The organism is Marivivens sp. ABH4_498 (genome assembly GCF_056160585.1).
The window spans coordinates 180,416-199,820 of sequence record NZ_JBSWXL010000001.1 but is presented as its reverse complement, the minus strand read 5'-3'; the positions used below and the strand labels follow the sequence as shown (position 1 = coordinate 199,820).

General features: G+C 56.7%; 18 protein-coding genes. 11 read left to right on the top strand and 7 right to left on the bottom strand.

All coding sequences use genetic code 11. The annotated features are described in order from the left end of the window. Window positions 1-4 precede the first annotated feature (4 nt). The 9 genes from murB (at window position 5) to ACXAGA_RS00935 (ending at window position 11,685) form a co-directional block, all read left to right on the top strand. Complete coding sequence (murB, locus tag ACXAGA_RS00975) at window positions 5-946, top strand: UDP-N-acetylmuramate dehydrogenase (RefSeq protein WP_475115657.1); 942 nt, start codon at window positions 5-7, stop codon at window positions 944-946. A gap of 95 nt (window positions 947-1,041) precedes the next feature. Next, entirely contained in the window at window positions 1,042-1,956 is a 915-nt protein-coding gene (locus tag ACXAGA_RS00970; protein ID WP_475115656.1) for a D-alanine--D-alanine ligase, read from the top strand. Beyond that, window positions 1,944-2,834, top strand: a complete 891-nt coding sequence (locus ACXAGA_RS00965; RefSeq protein ID WP_475115655.1) for a cell division protein FtsQ/DivIB — start codon at window positions 1,944-1,946, stop codon at window positions 2,832-2,834. Before ACXAGA_RS00970 ends, ACXAGA_RS00965 begins: the two co-directional genes overlap by 13 nt. Then, entirely contained in the window at window positions 2,834-4,168 is a 1,335-nt protein-coding gene (gene ftsA, locus ACXAGA_RS00960) for a cell division protein FtsA (protein WP_475115654.1), read from the top strand. The genes ACXAGA_RS00965 and ftsA overlap by 1 nt, the downstream gene beginning before the upstream one ends. A 176-nt stretch (window positions 4,169-4,344) precedes the next feature. Then, entirely contained in the window at window positions 4,345-5,955 is a 1,611-nt protein-coding gene (gene ftsZ / locus ACXAGA_RS00955; RefSeq protein ID WP_475115653.1) for a cell division protein FtsZ, read from the top strand. 162 nt (window positions 5,956-6,117) lie between these two features. Continuing rightward, window positions 6,118-7,035 carry a UDP-3-O-acyl-N-acetylglucosamine deacetylase gene (gene lpxC, locus ACXAGA_RS00950; protein WP_475115652.1) on the top strand — a complete coding sequence of 306 codons (918 nt, stop codon included), beginning with the start codon at window positions 6,118-6,120 and terminating at the stop codon, window positions 7,033-7,035. Between the two features lie 116 nt (window positions 7,036-7,151). Further along, window positions 7,152-8,006 (top strand): outer membrane protein assembly factor BamD, encoded by an 855-nt coding sequence (locus ACXAGA_RS00945; RefSeq protein WP_475115651.1) that lies wholly within the window; start codon window positions 7,152-7,154, stop codon window positions 8,004-8,006. Window positions 8,007-8,021: 15 nt separating this feature from the next. Then, complete coding sequence (recN, locus tag ACXAGA_RS00940; RefSeq protein WP_475115650.1) at window positions 8,022-9,680, top strand: DNA repair protein RecN; 1,659 nt, start codon at window positions 8,022-8,024, stop codon at window positions 9,678-9,680. Window positions 9,681-9,999: 319 nt separating this feature from the next. Continuing rightward, window positions 10,000-11,685 (top strand): chloride channel protein, encoded by a 1,686-nt coding sequence (locus ACXAGA_RS00935; protein ID WP_475115649.1) that lies wholly within the window; start codon window positions 10,000-10,002, stop codon window positions 11,683-11,685. Here ACXAGA_RS00935 and ACXAGA_RS00930 read toward each other — a convergent pair. From ACXAGA_RS00930 to cobS, 5 genes are all read right to left on the bottom strand, one after another. Beyond that, window positions 11,682-12,023, bottom strand: a complete 342-nt coding sequence (locus ACXAGA_RS00930; protein ID WP_475115648.1) for a DUF427 domain-containing protein — start codon at window positions 12,021-12,023, stop codon at window positions 11,682-11,684. The genes ACXAGA_RS00935 and ACXAGA_RS00930 overlap by 4 nt on opposite strands. A 60-nt stretch (window positions 12,024-12,083) precedes the next feature. Then, a complete protein-coding gene (locus ACXAGA_RS00925; RefSeq protein WP_475115647.1) occupies window positions 12,084-13,859 on the bottom strand; it encodes an aminopeptidase P family protein in 1,776 nt (591 codons plus the stop codon). 27 nt (window positions 13,860-13,886) lie between these two features. Beyond that, on the bottom strand, window positions 13,887-15,758 hold the full coding sequence (gene cobT, locus ACXAGA_RS00920; RefSeq protein WP_475115646.1) for a cobaltochelatase subunit CobT: 1,872 nt from the start codon (window positions 15,756-15,758) through the stop codon (window positions 13,887-13,889). Window positions 15,759-15,825: 67 nt separating this feature from the next. Then, window positions 15,826-16,170 (bottom strand): hypothetical protein, encoded by a 345-nt coding sequence (locus ACXAGA_RS00915; RefSeq protein ID WP_475115645.1) that lies wholly within the window; start codon window positions 16,168-16,170, stop codon window positions 15,826-15,828. Between the two features lie 188 nt (window positions 16,171-16,358). Beyond that, window positions 16,359-17,330 (bottom strand): cobaltochelatase subunit CobS, encoded by a 972-nt coding sequence (gene cobS, locus ACXAGA_RS00910; protein WP_086452015.1) that lies wholly within the window; start codon window positions 17,328-17,330, stop codon window positions 16,359-16,361. Between the two features lie 175 nt (window positions 17,331-17,505). Between cobS and ACXAGA_RS00905 the strand changes: the two genes are divergently transcribed. Then, window positions 17,506-18,006 carry a hypothetical protein gene (locus ACXAGA_RS00905; protein ID WP_475115644.1) on the top strand — a complete coding sequence of 167 codons (501 nt, stop codon included), beginning with the start codon at window positions 17,506-17,508 and terminating at the stop codon, window positions 18,004-18,006. Here ACXAGA_RS00905 and ACXAGA_RS00900 read toward each other — a convergent pair whose 3' ends face one another. After that, the gene (locus tag ACXAGA_RS00900; protein WP_475115643.1) at window positions 18,007-18,639 is read right to left on the bottom strand and encodes a J domain-containing protein; all 633 of its coding nucleotides are present in this window, start codon (window positions 18,637-18,639) and stop codon (window positions 18,007-18,009) included. A 78-nt stretch (window positions 18,640-18,717) separates the two neighbouring features. Here ACXAGA_RS00900 and ACXAGA_RS00895 point away from each other — a divergent pair, with 78 nt between their 5' ends. Continuing rightward, window positions 18,718-18,972 (top strand): BolA family protein, encoded by a 255-nt coding sequence (locus ACXAGA_RS00895; protein ID WP_475115642.1) that lies wholly within the window; start codon window positions 18,718-18,720, stop codon window positions 18,970-18,972. Here ACXAGA_RS00895 and ACXAGA_RS00890 read toward each other — a convergent pair whose 3' ends face one another. Then, window positions 18,973-19,290 (bottom strand): DUF4177 domain-containing protein, encoded by a 318-nt coding sequence (locus ACXAGA_RS00890; RefSeq protein ID WP_475115641.1) that lies wholly within the window; start codon window positions 19,288-19,290, stop codon window positions 18,973-18,975. Window positions 19,291-19,405: the final 115 nt, after the last annotated feature.

Genomic DNA, 19,405 nt, shown 5'->3' with positions numbered 1-19,405 from the left:
ACCTATGACTGTTGAATTTACCCTACCCGAAACCCGCGGCACCCTTACGCCGAACCGCCCGTTGGATAACCTGACATGGATGCGCGTTGGCGGGCCTGCGGATGTTCTGTTCCAACCTGCTGACGCGGATGATCTGGCCGATTTTCTGGCCACGTTGGATCCGTCGGTGCCTGTGTTCACGATGGGCGTCGGGTCAAACCTGATCGTGCGCGATGGCGGCATTCGCGGCGTGGTTATCCGTTTGGGGCGTGGGTTCAACGGTATCGAAATCGACGGCACAACCGTGCGGGCAGGGGCGGCGGCGCTTGATGCGCATGTGGCCCGCCGTGCGGCGGATCAGGGCGTGAACCTGACGTTCCTGCGTACCATTCCGGGGTCTATCGGCGGCGCCGTGCGCATGAACGCGGGCTGCTATGGTGAATATGTGGCCGATACGTTGGTTAGCGTCGATGTGATCCACCGCGATGGCAGCCGCGAAACATTGCCTGCGGCATCGCTGAACCTGCGCTATCGCCAGTCTGATTTGCCTGATGGCGCTGTGATCATCGGCGCTGAATTTGCGGCGACTGCGGGTGATCCTGCCGAATTGGTCACGAAAATGGATGCGCAGCTGCAAAAACGCGATGAAACCCAACCGACCAAAGACCGCACAGCCGGATCGACGTTCCGCAATCCTGCTGGTTTTTCCAGTACAGGGCAGGCCGATGACACCCACGAATTAAAGGCGTGGAAGGTCATCGATGACGCGGGAATGCGCGGCGCTACGCGGGGCGGGGCGGTGATGAACGTCAAACATTCGAACTTTTTGACCAATGCAGGCGGGGCAACTGCCGCTGATTTAGAAGGTTTGGGCGAAGACGTGCGGAAAAAGGTTTACGATTCCAGCGGGATCACGCTAGAATGGGAAATCATGCGGGTCGGTGAACCGTCCGCATCGAGCAAATAAAAATAACAGGCGGTCAAGCACCCATAAAAATGGGGCTGATCATATATAATAGAACTGACGCACTACTAATAAGGTGCGCAATTTGAGGCTAGGGAATGTCGAGCGGGACACATCCCACAGTTGCTGTATTGATGGGCGGCCCATCTGCAGAGCGCGAGGTATCGTTATCCTCGGGGCGTGAATGCGCGAACGCGCTGCGCACCGCAGGTTTTGCTGTTGTCGAAATCGACGCAGGGGCGGATCTGGCTGCGCAATTGGCAGAGGCAAAACCCGATGTCGTGTTCAACGCGCTGCATGGCCGTTGGGGCGAAGATGGCTGTGTTCAGGGTCTGCTGGAATGGCATTGCCTGCCTTATACTCATTCAGGTGTCCTGGCTTCGGCGCTGGCTATGGACAAAGAAAAGACCAAAGAGGCGTATCGCGCCGCTGGTCTGCCTGTCGCTTCTTCGGTTCTAGCAACAAAATCCGAAGTCGCTAAGCGCCACATTTTATCCCCGCCCTACGTTGTGAAACCCTACAACGAAGGGTCATCCGTTGGTGTCTATCTGGTGCACGAGGCCGCAAATGCGCCGCCGCAGTTGTCCGATGACATGCCAGACACGGTGATGGTCGAAACCTTTGTGCCGGGGCGCGAATTGACCTGCGCTGTGATGGGTGATCGTGCGCTGGCCGTGACGGACATTCTGACCGACGGTTGGTACGACTACGACGCCAAATACAAAACCGGCGGATCGCGCCATGTGATCCCTGCCGAATTGCCTCAAGATATCTATGACGCCTGCATGGATTACGCCCTGCGCGCGCATCAGGCGTTGGGGTGCCGCGGCATGTCGCGCACCGATTTCCGCTGGGACGAAAGCCGCGGTTTGGACGGCCTGATCCTGCTGGAAACGAACACTCAGCCCGGTATGACGCCAACGTCGCTGGCGCCTGAACAGGCGGCCTATGCTGGCATCGATTTCCCATCGCTTTGCGCATGGTTGGTGGAGGACGCCTCATGCGGTCGGTAATTCGGTTTATCCTGCGCGGCATGGGCCGCGATCACTGGATCGAAAAATGGGACTACCGTTACGAACGCTGGATGCTGACGCCGCTGTATCGGACGCTGATCCGCAAAGGTATTCCGCTGGCGATTGGCGCAACGGCCGTCGCTATCGTATTTTCTGATGATGCGCGCCGTCAGTCGGTCGCTGATCTGTATGCAAATACCAAACGCGAATTTCAGCAGCGCCCCGAATTTATGTTGTCGGCGATGGCCGTCGATGGCGTTTCGGCGGAACTGGCGGCCGATGTGCGTGCGGTTCTGCCCTATGATTTTCCGCTGTCGTCCTTTGATGTCGATCTAGAGGACGGACGTGCCCGCGTCGAAGCGATCCCTGCTGTGCAGGATGCCACTCTGCGGATCAAACCGGGTGGCGTGATCGAGGTGTCAATCGTTGCGCGCGTCCCTGTCGCGGTGTGGCGTCAGAACGAAAGCCTGTTCCTGATTGATGGGGACGGGATGGTGATTGACGAAATCGCCAGCCGTGCGGACCGCCCTGATTTGCCATTGATCGCGGGTGACGGCGCCAAAGATGCGTTGGACGAAGCGTTGGAAATTTTTGCGGCGGCTGGTCCGGTGACATCCCGTATGCGTGGGCTTGTCCGTATGGGGGAACGCCGCTGGGATGTGATCATGGATCACGATCAACGGATTTTGCTGCCGACCGATGATGCGGTCACAGCATTTGAAAGAGTTATCGTCATGCAGCAGTCGCAGGACCTGCTGCAGCGCGATGTAGTAGTTGTAGACATGCGAAATGACGACCGGCCGACATTGCGGCTGGGCGAAACCGGTGTGGCCGAAATGCGCCGGATCAACGCTGTCGTAGCAGGGGCAGGTAGGTAATGAAGCAGTTGTACGAAACCCAACGCGCCATGCGGAATATGCGCAAAGCGGCGCTTCAGCGTGGTTTGATCGCGATTTTGGACATCGGAACGCACAAGGTGACCTGCCTTGTTTTGCGGTTTGACGGCCCTGAACGGTTCCGTGGTGCAGACGGTGTTGGGTCGCTGGCTGGCCAATCGTCTTTCCGTGTTATCGGTGCGGCGACAACGCAATCGCGCGGCGTGCGTTTCGGCGAAGTCGACGCCATGCAGGAAACCGAACGTTCGGTTCGCACCGCCGTGCAAGCAGCGCAGAAAATGGCGGGCGAACGTGTGGATCACGTGATTGCCTGTTTGTCTGGTGCGCGCCCACGGTCGTACGGCGTTGCGGGCGAGGTCGCTATCAACGGCGATACCGTTACGGATGCGGACATTGGCCGCGTTCTGGCAGCCTGTGATGTGCCTGACATCGGCGAAGGCCGCGAGGCACTGCACGCCCAGCCCATCAATTTCAATCTGGACCATCGCACCGGCATGACCGATCCGCGCGGCCACGCGGGCAACAGCCTGTCGACCGATTTGCACCTGCTGACGGTCGAACAATCGGCGCTGCAGAACCTGTTCCACTGTATCCGCCGCTGTGATCTGGAATTGGCTGGTATCGCGTCCTCTGCCTATGCGTCGGGGATTTCGTCGCTGGTCGAAGACGAACAAGAATTGGGTGCAGCCTGTATCGACATGGGCGCAGGATCGACCGGCGTGTCGATTTTCATGAAAAAGCACATGATCTTTGCCGATAGCGTTCGTATGGGCGGGCAGCATGTGACCTCTGACATTTCGATGGGCTTGCAAGTTCCGCAAACTTTGGCCGAACGGATCAAGACCGTGCATGGCGGCGTTGTCGCCACGGGCAAAGACGACCGCGAGAGGATCGAAATCGGCGGCAACACCGGCGATTGGGAACACGACCGCCGTACGGTGACCCGCGCGGAACTGATCGGGATCATGCGGCCTCGGGTCGAAGAAATCCTAGAGGACGTGCGCGAACGTTTGGACGGCGCTGGTTTCGAATATCTGCCGAACCAGCAGATCGTTTTGACGGGCGGTGCGTCGCTGATCCCTGGGCTGGACGGTCTGGCATCCCGCATTCTGGGCCAACAGGTGCGTCTGGGTCGCCCGATGCGCGTTCAGGGGCTGCCTCAGGCCGCAACAGGCGCCGCATTTGCCGCCGCCGTGGGCCTGTCGCTGTTCGCTGCGAACCCGCAAGACGAATGGTGGGATTTCGAAGTTCCAATGGACAGCTACCCGTCCAGATCGCTGCGGCGCGCGTTTAAGTGGTTTAAAGACAACTGGTAATACGCAAGATTTCGCCGATCACCCTACATCCAGCGATCAAAGCCCGCAAATCGTCGATATTTTGCGGGTTTTTGACGTTTTTCTGATGACGTTGCCTTTATGGCACGTTACTGTGGGGGGTAATTAGTGAAGAGTGCCCGATGGGACGGGCCCCATAACATACAGGCGGACAGAGTATGGCATTGAATCTCTCCATGCCCGGGAATGAAGAGTTAAAACCCCGGATCACCGTTTTCGGTGTAGGCGGCGCTGGCGGCAATGCCGTCAACAACATGATTGAACAGCAGCTGGAAGGCGTCGAATTCGTTGTTGCGAATACCGACGCGCAGGCGCTGCAGCAATCGCGCGCTGTATCGAAAATTCAGATGGGCATCAAAGTAACCGAAGGTTTGGGCGCAGGCGCGCGTCCTTCTGTCGGTTCTGCAGCTGCCGAAGAAAGCATCGAACAAATCGTCGATCATCTGGCTGGTGCACATATGTGTTTCATCACCGCTGGTATGGGCGGCGGCACCGGCACCGGTGCGGCTCCGATTATCGCGCAGGCTGCGCGTGAACTGGGCGTTCTGACCGTTGGCGTTGTGACCAAACCGTTCCAGTTCGAGGGCGGCAAGCGCATGAAGCAAGCTGAAGCAGGCGTTGAAGCCCTGCAAAAGGTTGTTGATACGCTGATCATCATTCCGAACCAGAACCTGTTCCGTCTGGCGACTGAAAAAACCACCTTTACCGAAGCTTTCGCAATGGCGGACGACGTTCTGTATCAAGGTGTAAAAGGCGTGACCGACCTGATGGTTCGCCCTGGTCTGATCAACCTAGACTTTGCTGACGTTCGTTCCGTCATGGACGAAATGGGCAAGGCGATGATGGGTACCGGCGAAGCCTCTGGCGAAGATCGCGCAGTAGAAGCCGCCGAACAGGCCATCGCAAACCCGCTGCTGGACGAAATCAGCCTAGAGGGTGCACGCGGCGTTCTGATCAACATCACCGGTGGTTACGACCTGACCCTGTTCGAACTGGACGAAGCAGCGAACAAAATTCGCGAAAAAGTCGATCCAGACGCGAACATCATCGTTGGTTCCACGCTGGATCCAAACATGGAAGGCAACATGCGCGTTTCGGTCGTTGCGACTGGTATCGACGCGTCGGTTGGCGTTGCGGATACTCCGCTGCCACGTCGTTCGATGTCGGCACCACTGACCAACACCGTATCGGCCGAAGCACCAGCCGCACAGCCAGCACCTGCGCCTGCACCTGCTCCGGCAGCAGCACCTATTGCGGCGGCAGCGGCAGCACCTGCAGCGGCGCCTGTTCAGGCGGCACAAGAACGCACATTGTTCGACGACCAGTTCCAAGCGCCAGAAGCTGTGGAAGAGGAATTTGACGCGTTCGAAGATACTTCGGATGATCTGCCTCCTCCTGCGTATACGCCGCGCGCAGAACCAACAATGGCACCTGCGGAATCGTTTGTTGCACCACGCGCACCAGCGCCAGGTACACCAAGCCAAGAGGCTTTGGCGCGTCTGCAAGCGGCGGTTAACAAAACCCCGTCGGCTGAACAGCCAGCTGCACCTGCGGCGACCCGCCCAGCGGCAGAGCCTGAGCAGCGCCGTGGTTTTGGCCTGAATTCGTTGATCGGTCGCATGACCGGTGGCGCACAAGAGGCTGAACAGCCAGCGCCGCGCGCACAGCCGCAGCCACAGGTTCAGCCAGCCCGCGAAGAGGCAAAACAAGCTGATCCAGAGCAGGAAAAGATCGAGATTCCCGCGTTCCTGCGCCGCCAAGCAAACTAAGTTTGGTGAAATATTAGTCAAAAGGCCGTCCGATTGGGCGGCCTTTTCGCTTTGTATACAGTGTTTTACTTCATCCAGCCCGAATGTTTCAGTCCGTTGCAAAGAGTGAGTTGAGGGTTTCGCCCCAAGATTTTACTTAATCTGTAACGAAAGGTGGCATACGTGCAGACTACTCTGAATACTCAAATTGCATTTGATGGTGTGGGGCTTCATTCGGGCCAACCCGCCCGTTTGGTGCTGCGTCCTGCAATTGCGGGAACGGGTATCGTTTTCCGCCGTGTTGATTTGTCGGGCGATACGACGATCCCCGCGATTTGGTCAAATGTCATTCAAGAGCCGCTAAATACCCGCCTTGAAAATGCCTCTGGCGTCAGTGTGTCGACAATCGAACACGTGATGGCAGCGCTGGCAGGAACGGGCGTTCACAACGTCATCTGTGATATTGACGGGCCAGAGGTTCCTATTCTGGACGGCAGTTCGGTGGAATTTGTGCGCAAAATCGTGACGACTGGTTTGCGCCGTCTGGGCGCACCATTGCGCGCCATTGAAATTCGCGAAGTTGTCGAAGTTGCACACGGTGACGCATTTGCGCGTTTGTCGCCCGCAACATCGTTGCAGATCGATTTCGAAATCGATTTCCCTGATGCTGCGATCGGCCATCAGGAAAAAACGCTGAACATGGCGAATGGTGCGTTTGTCCGCGAATTGTGCGATAGCCGTACGTTCTGTCGGAATTCGGATGTTGATGCGATGCACAAGGCTGGTTTGGCTTTGGGCGGAACCTATGAAAACGCGGTCGTCGTTGATGGGGATCGCGTGTTGTCGCCGGGTGGTTTACGCCACAGCGACGAAGCTGTTCGTCATAAAATGCTGGATGCTTTGGGCGACCTATACACCGCCGGCGCGCCTATTTTGGGCCGTTACACGGGGCATCGCGCAGGACATGCGTTGACCAACAAATTGCTATGCGCATTGTTTGACACACCGACCGCGTGGCGCTGGGTCAACTGTGATAGCTCGATCGCGGCGCGTCTGCCCGGAATGGGCGTGAATATTGCCGATCTGTCGGTTGTTGCCTGAACTGTGACCACGTCATAGGCAAAAGGCATTTTGCACCGCATTTTTCTATGCTAGACCATGTGCAAAGGGCGGGTTCAACACCGCCCCAATGTCGAGCAATAACGTCGAGGATCGTCATGGCACAGCTGAAAACGGGCCCATTGAAGCGGACCATTTTTGGATTGGCGGTTCTGTCTGTGACAGCCATTGCAGGGTGTTCGGGGTACGATCCCCGCGCCGAAGGTGCGTTGGAAACCTATACAGCCGAAGAAATTTATCAGCGCGGCGAATTCGAACTGGACCGCAATCAGGCGGATGATGCTGCGTTTTATTTCGGTGAAATTGAACGCCTGTATCCCTATTCGGAATGGGCGAAACGTGCGCTGATTATGCAGGCCTATTCGTATCACAAAGACAAAGATTACGAAAACAGCCGGTCAGCGGCGCAACGGTATCTGGATGTCTATCCGGCCTCTGATGATGCGGCCTATGCGCAATATCTGCTGGCGCTGTCATACTACGATCAAATCGACGAAATCGGCCGCGATCAGGGTCTGACGTTCCAGGCGCTACAGGCGCTGCGTGCCGTTATCGAACTCTATCCCGATAGCGACTACGCACAATCCGCGATCCTGAAATTCGATCTGGCGTTCGACCATCTGGCCGCCAAGGAAATGGAAATTGGTCGGTATTATCTAAAACGTGGTCATTATCAGGCCGCGATCAACCGGTTCCGCGTCGTGGTAGAGGCATTCCAAACAACCAGCCACACACCAGAGGCGCTGCATCGTTTGGTCGAAAGCTATCTGTCGTTGGGCCTGATCGACGAAGCCCAAACCGCAGGTGCGATTCTGGGGCATAATTATCAGTCCACCGAATGGTACGCGGATACTTACGCTTTGCTGACTGAAAACGGGCTGCAACCGAACCTCATCGGGGATAGCTGGCTGGCAGCCGTTTATCGCCAGATGATCCGTGGTGAATGGCTATAATCCAATAGGCGACCCATGCTGCGCGGACTAGATATTCGTGATATGTTGATTATCGACCGGTTGGAGCTTGAATTCCAACCCGGTCTAAACGTGCTGACCGGTGAAACGGGTGCGGGTAAATCGATCCTGCTGGATTCGCTCGGGTTCGTTTTGGGCTGGCGCGGACGTGCCGATCTGGTGCGACAGGGGGCGGCACAGGGCGAAGTCATCGCGCAATTCGACATAGGCCCCGATCATCCTGCTAATCCGATTTTGGCCGAAGCTGGAATCGAAGCCGACGATGAATTGATTCTGCGCCGCGTGAATACCGCCGAAGGCCGCAAAACCGCGTGGGTCAATGATCGCCGCGTTTCGGGCGAGGTATTGCGCAAACTGTCCGAGGTGTTGATCGAATTGCACGGTCAGCACGATGATCGTGGGCTGCTGAACCCGCGGGGTCATCGCGTTTTGTTAGATAGTTTTGCCAAGGTTGATACGCTTTTGTCCGCAACCCGTTCGGCATGGCGGGGCGTTGCTGCTGCACGCAAGGCATTAGAGGCCGCAGAGGCAAAGATCGCCGAAACCCGCGCCGAAGAGGAATTCTTGCGCCATGCGGTGGGCGAGTTGGACAAACTTGACCCTCAACCGGGTGAAGAGGCCGAACTGGATACCAAACGCCGGCTGATGCAAGGTGCCGAAAAGATTCGTAATGACGTGGCGCAGGCTTTGAATGCGTTGAGCTATGACGGGGCAGAGGGCGCTATGTCGAATGCCATGCGCTGGCTCGATGGCGCCGCCGACAAAGCCGAAGGCCGTCTGGATACTCCTCTCGCGGCTCTTGCTCGCGCGATGGACGAATTGGGCAATGCCCAACGCGGCGTCGAAGATTGCCTTGATGCTTTGGAATTTAATCCCGCCGATTTGGAACTGACAGAAGAACGGTTGTTCGCCATTCGTGGTCTGGCCCGCAAATATAATGTTCAGCCCGATGATCTGGCCGAACATGCAAATGGATTGCGGGCAAAGCTCGAGCTGCTTGATGGCGGCGAACGTGACCTCGCGGCGTTGAAAACCGCTATGGCGGCGGCTCAGGCGGCGTATGATGCCGCAGCGACGGAATTGACTGCCGCACGTACGGCTGCTGCGGCGCGGCTTGATGCTGCGATGGCAACAGAACTGGCGCCACTGAAAATGGAACGCGCTGTGTTCGTGACGACTGTCACGGCGACCGAGGAGGGGCCAGAGGGCCGCGACGAGGTCGCCTTTACCGTTGCAACAAACCCAGGTGCGCCGGCAGGGCCGCTGAATAAAATCGCGTCTGGTGGCGAACTCAGCCGTTTTCTATTGGCGCTCAAGGTGTGCCTGACCGACGAAGACAGCAGCGTCACGATGATTTTCGATGAAATCGACCGCGGTGTTGGCGGATCCACGGCAGATGCCGTTGGTCGCCGTTTGGCCAGCATTGCCAAAGCCGGGCAGGTGTTGGTGGTCACGCATTCGCCGCAGGTTGCAGCATTGGGTCAGCACCATTGGCGCGTTGAAAAACGGCAGACAGACACGCAAACCCTGTCGACGGTTGTGCCATTGGATGATGATGCGCGCGTTGATGAAATCGCGCGCATGATTTCGGGCGATCGCATCACGACAGAGGCGCGCGCGGCGGCCAATGCGCTTATTTCCGCAGCAACGAACTGATCCAAAGAAAATAGGCGGGCACTAGGCCCGCCTGATATTTCTGGAAAAAAGAACCAACAGCCACTCACGATTGTCAGAACGCACTATGTGTTTTGGACCCGAAGGTCAGAAGGAATAACTCTCTTTAATACCCCTTCAGGGTACCCCCGACGTGTAACGGTTTGTTAAAGTTTCTGGCTAATTTCGGAACAGATGCGAAAAACATCCCTGTTTTTGATTAATTTATGTGCACCCTGCCGTTTAAAGATGAGGCAATTGTCGGTTTGAACATGATCTTGGCCATGTGAATCGGTTAACACAGGCGCAAAAGGGCAGGAAAATGGCGCAAGGCAGTAATCGATTCTGGGGTGACGTTTGGTCTGTATCCGTCAATGACGCCAGACGCGCATGGGGTGGAATGCGATTTCGTGGCCCTGCTGCGGTCAAAATATGGATCGTTGCCTTATGTATTGGGATCGCCGGCGGTTTGATTGCCGTTGGGTTTCGGGTCGGCATCGAATCTTTGCAGTCCTTTTTGTATCAAACCGACCACATTCAAACGCTACATCGGTCTGCGGCGAGCCTGTCATGGTATTGGGTGATTTTGATCCCGATCGTCGGCGGACTGATCGTGGGATTGGTTCTGGATAGATTTACCCCAGATGGCCGTGTCCGCGCGGTGGCGGACGTCATCCAAGGCGCCGCACTGGACGATGGGCGCGTCGAACGCAAAGAGGGCATCGCCTCGGCCGTGGCAAGCTTTGTTACCTTGGCTATGGGCGGATCCTCTGGTCGCGAAGGTCCGGTTGTCCACCTTGCCGCTGTGATGTCGACGACGGCGGCCAAATGGCTAAAGGCGGATGGCATAACGGGGCGCGATTTGTTGGGCTGTGCCGTCGCAGCGGGCGTCTCAGCCAGCTTTAACGTGCCCATCGCCGGTGCCTTATTCGCGCTAGAGGTCGTGTTGCGCCATTTCGCGGTTCGGGCCTTTGCACCGATTGTGTTGGCCTCTGTGACCGGCACCGTGGTGAGCCGCATCATTCTGGGCGATGTGACCGAATATACATTGCCGTCAACGACCGCTTTGGAATTTTATGTCGAATTGCCCGCCTTTCTGCTGCTGGGTTTGATGTCCGGCATTGTTGGTTTCGCCCTGATCCGCAGCATTTTCTTTGCCGAGGCTGTCGGAACCGAATTGCAAAAGAAATTTGGCATCCCGCGGTATTTACGCCCTGCCTTTGCGGGCGCGCTGCTGGGCGTTATCGCGTTGAAATTTCCGCACATTATCGGCGTTGGGTATGGGATCACATCCGACGCTTTGGCGGGGCAGTTGATTTTCTGGCAAGCTGTCGTTTTTACGGTGGTCAAGGTGATCGCCGTCGCTGTCACCTTTGGTGGGCGCATGGGGGGCGGTATTTTTTCGCCTTCTTTGGTCGTTGGGGCGCTGTCTGGGTTGGCCTTTGGGCTGGTCGCGACTGCATTATTCCCGTCCATGTCCGGCAGCGCGACGCTGTATGCTTTGGCAGGAATGGGCGCGGTTGCGGCGGCTGTGTTAGGGGCGCCGATATCCACCGCTGTTATCGTTTTTGAATTTACGGGCGACTGGCAGACAGGTTTGGCGGTTTTGGTGGCTGTTGCCGCATCGACGGCGCTGACATCGCGGTTGGTGTCACGGTCATTTTTCCTGACGCAGTTGAACCGCCGCGGCGTGGCCATCGCGGCAGGGCCGCAGGCCTATCTGTTGTCCACCTTTGCCATTGCGTCCGTGATGCGGTCAAACGATCACCCTCGCGCGGCGGATTTCGACGCCTGTCAGGAATTGGTTCAGCAGGGCATCTATGTCGACATCGACGCAACGTTGGACACGGCCATGCCGCTGTTCGAAACAGCCGGTCAAAGCTTTGTTCCCGTGGTCAGAATGCAAAAAGACGCCCAACCGGATGTGCAGGGCGCCTTGTTTCATGTGGATGCGTTGCGTGCGTTTAACCGTGCCCTATCGGCGGTCACGGCCGAAGAACACGCTTAGACTTGTTCGACGGCAACTTTGCTGGTGTAGAACGCCAAATAGTCTTTGATCTGTGCGACATCCGCAGATGGCGATTCATAGGTCCATGCGGCGTCTTTGATCGGGCCGGATTTGGCGACGATGTTGAAATATTTGGCATCGCCTTTGTAGGGGCAGTGGCTGGTCGCGTCGGACGCATCCAGAAATGCCATAGCGATATCGCTGCGTGGGAAATAGATTACGGGCGCCATGTCGCCTTCGATCAATTCGAGCGCGTCAGAGCTTTCTCCCAATACTGCGCCACCGGCGCGCACGACCCAGGTTCCGCCAGCTGGACGGATGGTGATGTGATCGGCCATGTTGGCTTCTCCTTTAAAAAATGTGTCGCCACCATACGGGCGACATATGACAATCAGGCGTCAAAGCGGCGCACATGCCGCTTCGAGCCAGACTTTGACGGCAGGTGACAGGTTTGGTGCAACCTTGTCCAGTACCGTCGCGTGATAACTGTTAATCCACGTCAATTCGTCGCGGGACAACATGGCGGTGTTAATCAACCGCCGATCTAATGGAACCCAAGTCAGCGTTTCAAAACACAGCTGGCTGCGATGCGCATCGCCTGTGTCTAGCTGCGGTGCAGGCTGCACGGCGATCAGGTTCTCGATGCGTATACCAAAGGCGCCAGCGCGATAATAGCCCGGTTCGTTAGAAAGGATCATACCTTCGGTCAAAGGCGTTTCTGCGCGGCGGGACAACCCTTGGGGGCCTTCGTGAACGCACAAGAACGATCCGACACCGTGTCCCGTTCCGTGGTCGTAATCCAGCCCCGCCATCCACAACGGCGCCCGCGCCAAAGCGTCCAGATGATTTCCCCCAACGCCATGGGGGAAACGTGCGCGGCTGATCGCAATCATGCCCTGTAGCACGCGGGTATAGCAATCGCGTTCATCATCGCCCACGGTGCCAATGGCAATCGTCCGTGTGATATCCGTTGTGCCGTCGATATACTGTCCGCCGCTGTCCACGACGATCAGATCACCGTCTTGCAGTTCGCGGTTCGTGTCGCGCGTAACGCGGTAATGGATGATGGCGCCATTCGGGCCTGATCCTGCAATGGTATCAAAGGACACATCGCGCAGCGCATTGGTATCGCGGCGGAATGTTTCCAGTTTGCTGACCACGTCAATTTCCGTAATGCCCGCCGCGCCATCTAACCAATGTAGGAATTGGCACATCGCCACAGCATCGCGCAGATGTGCATCGCGTGCGCCCTGCAATTCAGCCGCGTTTTTGCAGGCTTTGGGCAGAACGCAGGGATCGCTGCCAATCTGCGCAATATCACCCAAACTGTTGCGGATGATGTCAGGACAGGTGGCTGGGTCGATCAAAACCGGGCCGTCCAAATCGGCAAGTGACGCGATAAACGCGTTTTGCGGTAGGACTGCGATGTCTGGGCCCAGATGATCCATGATATGGGTAGTTTTGGCGGGATCACAGAACAGGTGGCATGTGCCGTCGGCAAATAGCAGGGCAAAGCATTGCGGGACGGGATTGTGGTGAATGTCCGCGCCGCGAATGTTCAATATCCACGCGATTGAATCGGGCTGGGTCAGGACGGCTGCACGCACATTCGCGTCCCGCAACTCTGCTGCGATGCGTGCCCGTTTCGATGCGTGATCTTCGCCTGCGTATTCCAACGGTTGGACAAAAAACGCGGCGGTAGGGGCATCGGGGCGGTCGGTCCAAATGGCGTCGACCAAATTGGGCACATACTTCAACGTCACGTTTTTCGCGGTTTGGCGCAGGGCGTCGACATCGCGGACGGTATGTAGCCAAGGGTCAATGCCGATCACCGCCGATGGGGCATGTTCATTCAGCCAGCCGGCCAATGTGACCTCTGGCCAGTCGACGGGCGTAAACACATCCGCAACCTGATCGCGGACCTGCAAACGATAGCGGCCATCGACGAACACGCCGGCAATGTCAGACAGGATCGCAGCGAAACCCGCAGATCCGGTAAATCCAGTCAGCCATGCCAGCCGTTCATCGCAGGGCGCAACATATTCGCCCATATATTTATCGCTACGGGGTACCAGAAACCCGTCGATTTCGTGATCAGAAAATTGCGCACGCAGGGCCGCCAAACGCGATGGACCTTGGGCGCCGGAAAACGGCACGTCGAATGTTTGAAACACGGCTACGCGTTCCTTTCTGAATATGAATTAACCAGCGCGTTTCATGCCCATCACGCGGGCCCGCGCCCGCGGGTCGCTGTCAAACAAGCTGGCCAGTTGTTCAGTGATGGCACCAGCCAATTGGTCTGCATCCGTAATGGTCACTGCGCGGTCGTAGTAACGGGTCACGTCGTGGCCGATGCCGATGGCGATCAGTTCGACGGCTTTGCGTTTTTCGACCATGGCGATGACGTCGCGCAGGTGTTTTTCCAGATAATTGGCTGGGTTCACCGATAGGGTGGAATCGTCCACAGGCGCCCCGTCAGAAATCACCATCAGGATTTTGCGCTGTTCGGGGCGGGCCATGATGCGGCGGTGTGCCCATTCCAACGCCTCGCCGTCGATGTTTTCTTTTAGCAAACCCTCTTTCATCATCAGGCCCAGATTGTCGCGGGTGCGGCGCATTGGGGCGTCTGCGGATTTGTAAACGATGTGGCGCAGGTCGTTCAGACGGCCAGGCTGCAAGGGCCGTCCGTTGTTCAGCCATTGTTCACGCGATTGGCCGCCTTTCCACGCTTTGGTGGTGAAGCCCAGCACCTCGACCTTGACCGCGCAGCGTTCCAGCGTGCGGGCCAGAACGTCGGCGCAGATCGCCGCGATAGAAATCGGGCGACCCCGCATGGACCCTGAATTGTCCAGCAATAGCGTCACGACAGTATCGCGGAATTCGGTGTCTTTTTCGACTTTGAACGACAAAGGAGTCGTCGGGTTCGCAACCACACGCGCCAAACGGCCTGCGTCCAAAATGCCTTCTTCGCGGTCGAATTCCCAACTGCGGCTTTGCTGCGCCTGTAGGCGGCGCTGTAGTTTGTTGGCCAGACGCGAAACCGCGCCCTTTAGCGGTTCCAGCTGTTGGTCCAGATAGGCGCGCAGGCGTTCCAGTTCGGCGGGTTCTGCCAAATCTTCTGCGCCGACCTCTTCGTCGAATTCGCTGTTGTAGACCAGATAATCAGGGTCAGCGTCCGACACAGGCGGAGGAGGGGGTGGATCCATCGGGGCTTCGCCCTCTGGCATCTCGGTTTCTTCGCTCAGCTCGTCTTCGGCCATGTCATCGGCGCTGACTTGGGCCTGTTGTTGGTCCTGCTGCTGTTCCTGTTGTTGTTCGGGGGATGCTTCGGATTCTTGATCCTCTTGTTCATCCTCGCCGGTGGAATCTGGGTTTTCTTCTTCTTCGGCGTCTTCTTCAGCGCCGTCGTCCTGATCGTCTTCTTGATCGGGGTCATCGCCCAGCTGATCGCCGTACCCCAAATCGTCGATGATCTGGCGGGCGAATTTCGCAAACATTTTCTGATCGTCCAGCGCATCGGCCAGATTTTCCAGAGTGCCGCCTGCCTGATCTTCGATATAGCCGCGCCACAGGTCCATGACGTTTTCCGCGCCTTTCGGCAGCGGACGGCCCGTGGCCAGATGGCGGATCAGATAGCCAGCGGCGACGGCCAGCGGGGCCTCGCTCATGTTGGTGATCTGGTCGTAACCTTTGCGCGATGCTTCGACTTCGATTTTGGCGTCGATGTTGCTGGCGGTGCCGGGCATGTATTTTGCGCCGACCGCTTCGGTGCGGGCGATTTCCATGGCGTCGAAAATATCGCGGGCCAATTGGCCCTGCGGCGCATAGCGTGCCGCAACCGACGGGTCGTGGAATTTATGGCGCAGCGCCAGCGCATCCGCGGTGCCACGTGCCAGCAAAACCTCGGCTTTGGTCATGCGGCGGCTGACCTGCGGTAGACGCATGGAATCTTTGGTCAAACCCGGAGGGTCGACCGTAAAGTTGACCGCTAATTCGGCATCGTCCGCCATCACCTTGGTTGCTTCAACCAAAGCCTTTTTGAACGGGTCGGCGGGGTTGTCTGATTGCTTCATCTTTGCGGTCCACTTTGTCGTCGGGGGTAATCTAGACCGCGATATATCGGATGACCAGTGGGGGATGTCAGTTCAGCATCAGACCAAGGCAGGATTCCACTTCTTCTTGGGCACGTTTTAGCGCCCAATCCGCTGCTTCGGGGTCAAATGAAAAACTGGCCTGCGTCAACAGGCGGGCATGCGCGTGTTTTGCATTGATGCGCCAGTTCAAAACGTCTGATGCCGTTTCGTCGCTAAGCAGCGTGAAAATCAGCGCATTCATTTGATCGCGCTGTGATTGTTCGATCCGTGGTTCCAGATCATTTGCCAGCCACTGATGTTCCCAATGCGCGGACAACCGACCCGAACAGGTCGCAAACAGACGCAAAGGGTCTTCGGACATCGCACTTGCGGCATGGGATGGGGTCGTCATCGTCAGCCACAAAAGGGTCACTAAGAGAGTTTTCAAAGTGGTCATGTTTTAAGCAAACATGACAGTTTTGTGACGATCAACGTAAACGTGCCAAACCTATCCGCCTGCACCCGTGGGGTGATCCGAACGGAAAACGGCCCACACCCGAAAGTGTAGGCCGTTCTAAGATTTTGTTCTGATCTACTGTTTTAGATCGCGATGCTTGCCGCGCTTTCAGGCAGTTCCTGATCGAAACAGCGCTGGAAAAACTCTGCAACGGTCTGGCGTTCCAGTTCGTCACATTTGTTCATAAAGGTGAGTCGGAACGCATACCCAACATCACGGAAGATTTCCGCGTTCTGAGCCCACGCAATCACGGTACGTGGCGACATAACGGTCGACAGATCACCGTTCATAAACGCGGTGCGGGTCAGGTCCGCAACGGTGACCATCTGGCTGATGGTTTTGCGGCCTTCTTCGTTGTTGTAGTGCGGCGCCTTGGACAGGATGATCGCCGATTCCGCGTCGTGCGATAGATAGTTCAGCGTGGCGACCAGCGACCAACGGTCCATTTGGGCTTGGTTGATTTGCTGGGTGCCGTGGTACAGGCCCGTGGTGTCGCCCAGACCTACGGTGTTCGCGGTGGCGAACAGGCGGAAGAACGGGTTCGGCGTGATGATTTCGTTCTGGTCCAGCAGGGTCAGTTTGCCGTCGGTTTCCAGAACGCGCTGGATCACGAACATCACGTCTGCGCGGCCCGCGTCGTATTCGTCGAATACAATCGCGGTCGGGTTGCGCAGCGCCCAAGGCAGGATGCCTTCGTGGAATTCGGTGACCTGTTTGCCGTCTTTCAGTTTGATCGCGTCTTTGCCGATCAGGTCGATACGGGAAATGTGGCTGTCTAGGTTGACGCGCACGGTGGGCCAATTCAGGCGGGCAGCGACCTGTTCGATGTGGGTCGATTTACCTGTGCCGTGATAACCCTGAACCATGACGCGGCGATTGTAGCCGAAACCGGCCAAAATGGCCAAAGTCGTATCACGGTCGAATTTATACGTCGGGTCGATGGCAGGAACGCGGTCGGTACGTTCGGCAAAGCCCTTGATCTTCATATTGCTGTCGATGCCAAAGACTTCGCGTACATCGATTTCTTCGGTCGGCTTTGCGTTTTGGTCGAGCATTTCAACCTTCCTTGCGTCTCAAATATCTTTGCCAGCAACATAGCCGGAGTTGCGCTGAGTAAAAGGGGGCATTGTCATGTTTTCCGTATCCTGCGCGAATGGTCGCAAAGGTGAAACAGTCCGTTTCTAAGATTTTGGTCGCAGTTGACCCTGCAATCTGTCACAGAAAACCGACATGGACTGGAATTTGCGCCATAGGGTCGCCCCGACCATCGCAAACCTGCAGGGGTTTGTTCCGCTGACATTAGGTGACCGCAATCTTGCGTGCGCCTTTGTCACCGCGATTGGGCTAAGCGCAATTATGGGATTACAGGCTATCGAAACATTCGGTGCCGATCACGCTTGGGTCCAATATCGCATCTGGATCGTCGCTGTGTCGTTGTCAGGCGGGTATATGGCGCTGCGTATCGCCAGCGATTTATTCGGTCATTGCGGCCTGCGCGGCGTGGCAAAGGCAATCGTTGGCGGTCTGTGGTTCACCGCATTGGTCGGACTGATCGCCGGATCATTCATGTTGCCGGTATTCGGCACAATGTTTGGCCCGTTTGCGATTGTGATGCTGATTATCGGATCACCATGGGCGGCGTCCATGTGGATCGCGGGCCTGTGGGCAATACATCTGATGATGCGGTGCTGGCGGACGGAACAGGATCGCCTGTTCGCCCGCCTGCGGTGATTATTTATCTTTGAAACTACGGCTGACCTTGATCTGGTCCCATGCCCAGACAACTTCGCCCAATTGTTCCTCTTGGCTGCGGTCGCCGCCGTTCATGTCGGGGTGCAGCACTTTGATCAACGCTTTGTAAATCTTGCGGATTTCGGCCTTGGTCATTGTGTCTTTGGCGTCCAGCACCTCTAGCGCACGGCGTTCGGTCGCGGGCAGTCGGCGGGTCGCGCCACCGTTTTTCGCAGGGTTACGCGTTGCATTGCCGCCCAGAACCTGATGCGCATCGTCAATGCCCAGACGTTCCCAAGCTTTTTCCTCGACCGATTTTTTGAACGGTTTGGTTTCGCGTTCCCACACCTTGTCTTTGGACATCTGGGCATTCAGTTCGGCTTCGGTTGTGCCGTCAAAGAAATTCCATTTCAGGTTATATTCGCGAATGTGTTCTTTGCAGAACCACAGGAATTCATCCAACACATCGGGCGATTTGGGCGCGCGATATTTTCCTGCTTCTTCGCAACCGTCATGGTCGCAGACGCGATTAGAGGATTCCACGGCGCCAGACATGCTGCGGCGGCCACGTGGATTTTTCTTTTTTGCGGCTGACACGGACATGTCAAAGCCAAAGGGATCTGGTTTGGGCATTCTATAGCCTTATCTTTCCGACTCGGACGTGGCAGTTTAAATCGTAGAACGACAGATTGAAGGGGGTCGTAAAAAAATATGTCGCTTGCAGAGCAAATCAAATCTCGTCTTGAAACCGGTCTGAACCCCGAGTCGGTCGAAGTGATCGACGAAAGCGAACAGCACATCGGTCATGCAGGATATCAGGACGGCGGCGAAAGCCATTGGCGCGTTATCATCAAAGCCTCGGCTTTGGATGAAATGACGCGCGTTGCCCGTCATCGTGCCATCCATTCGGCCATTGGCGCAGATATCATCGGTAAAATCCACGCATTGGCCATTGATATCCGTTGATCATTCAGCGGCGACATCCGGATCGTTCTGAACGGGCGTTTGGGGTGTCGCTGTGATCGTTGGCTGGCCGGATGAAACGGCGGCTTCTTTTTCGCGGCGAAAGACCAAAACAGACCGTTGAACGGTGGTTTTTTTCGCAAGGCCAGACCGTTCTTCGGCAGGCAGGGTGTCGGTGCGTTGGTATTCCCAACCGTCACGGCCCATTTCATTCATAACGTCTTGTAAGGCATGAGCAAAACGATCGTGTGCGGTTTTCACGCCTTTGACCTTTATCCCTTTTGATGGTGCAGGGATTACACGGTATTCAAAAACAGGCATCAGGGCCCCCCAATTTGTCGGCAAGCACTATAGCCTGATCCATGGCCAAGTCCAATAAGCCTGAAGCGTTGCAAAATAAAAAAGGCGGCTGATTGCCGCCTTTTGGAAACATTGT